This is a genomic window from Endozoicomonas sp. ONNA2 (assembly GCF_024606365.1).
GTDB lineage: Bacteria > Pseudomonadota > Gammaproteobacteria > Pseudomonadales > Endozoicomonadaceae > Endozoicomonas.
Genome location: NZ_JAHHPO010000124.1, coordinates 1 through 1877, shown reverse-complemented (window position 1 = coordinate 1877; position 1877 = coordinate 1). Strand labels below are relative to the sequence as shown.

At 52.4% G+C, this 1877-nt stretch carries 1 protein-coding gene; it reads left to right on the top strand.

Translation table 11 applies throughout. The features are described 5' to 3' along the window. Nucleotides 1-21: 21 nt before the first annotated feature. On the top strand, nucleotides 22-1877 hold a 1856-nt coding region (locus tag KDK14_RS02325), incomplete at its 3' end, for a hypothetical protein (protein ID WP_257263409.1).

The window sequence follows — 1877 nt, the reverse complement described above, 5'->3', positions numbered from 1 at the left end:
CGAAGTGCCAGCTACAGTCAGGTGAAAAATTCGCTGGGAGGAACAGGCACTTCGATCATTGGCGAAAAGGTGGTCATTAATGCCCAGCGTCTGGATATCAACGGCAAGATTATTGTGGGCACCGATAATAGCTGGTCAGTTGATGTGGGTAGCGGCTTTGATGCGGAAATTGCCCAGTATATTCGCGATGCCGGATTGTCCGCGGGCGATAAGGTTTCTATCACTCCGGGCCAGAGTAAGGTGTTGTTTGTCAATGGTGCCTGGAAGTGGTACGACTTTGATGTTTCAACCAATTCCGGCTCCTCCGGCATCGGGCTCACCTACGATGTGGCCACTGGCCATATTACCGCGGATGATATTCCCGTCAGCGGTGGTGGTTACGTTGCCATCCGGGCCCGGATTTCATCCACCGGCGAGGATGGCAATATCACGGTCAAGGATGGCCTTGGCCAGATCGATATCAACAACGATTCAAACAGCCAGCTGGTGCTGGGCACCATCAGTGCCGGGGATGATGCCACCGGTATTATCCGCATTACCGACCTGAACAAGAGAAAGAATATACCAGACGATGGTCGTGGTTATGCAGTTGAGTACAGTGAATGGTTTGTCCATTCACCCGGCAGCAAAATCCGCAAATATGAAACCAGTGCATGGGATGTCAGTTACGAAGAATCGGACTTTATCGGGGAATATGGCGGCACTGGTACCACGTCCACCATGACCTATAACCCGGTGGCCGGTCAGCTCTATTACATTCGCGAAGGTGCCACCATTGCCCGCAGCTTCGACCCGCCCGGCGACAGTTCCGCGCCTTATGATGGTGGCTCTATTGATGGTTACTTTGGCAAATACCCGAACACCCTGGGTGACTGGTATTACGAGACCAACTGGAACACCGAAACCAGCTACTACACCACCTGTACCTACAAACCGGAGGCGTGTAGCGGTGGTACTGCCTCCAACTATCTGACGCAAACCTACGACTATGGCAGTGCGTCTGTCTGGCGGGTGAACTGGGGGCTGAGTTACGACAAGTATTACGGCAGCAATATGACCAATGTGGACCCACTGGTGGAAGTTGCCTACCGGCTCAGCATGGATACCCACACCTATGTCAAGGCCGACAATGCCATCAAGTTCCAGTTCACCGGTCTCGCCAATGGTTCTATTGACCTGACGTCCAAGGGTAATATTCAGCTCACCGGTAATGTCTATAACCCCAGCGGTACCACCAACATCAGCACCCAGAAAAACCTGATCACCGCCGGTTCAACGGCCATCACCTCGGATATCACCACGATCTCGGCAAGAGGGGATATTGGTACCCTTGACAATCCACTGTCGGTGATCACTGACGAACTGGGCATGGCGTCCAGTCATGGCTCCCTGTACTTCAATGTCACCGGTGCCGATGGGGATGTTGAGCTTCAGCACCTGAAAGCAAAATACGACATCGTCGGTGTGTTTGATAAGGGAATTGTGGCCAAAAACAGCAGTACCATTATCCAGGCGGACCAGCTGGATCTGACCAGCTCAACCGGTGGTATTGGTAAAGTGGGGACCATCGGTAATACCAGTACTTACCAGTTTATTAATATCTCCACCACGGGAGCGGTAAAACTGAATGCAGCGACGGATATCGCGGTGAATCAGGCCAGTGGTGATCTGGAACTGTACAGTGCCAATGCCAGCGAAGAGGTGGTGATTAAACTGGGCAATGGCCGTTTGAAAAACGCCATTGGTCGTCTGGATAAGACCGATGAAGAGCTGGCCTACGATGCCGCTGTCTGGGACAGCCTCAATCTGCTGGATGATGATGCCGGTGAGGTCACGGTTTCGTCCTACGAAAACCAGTTTACCCACAAATATCATAC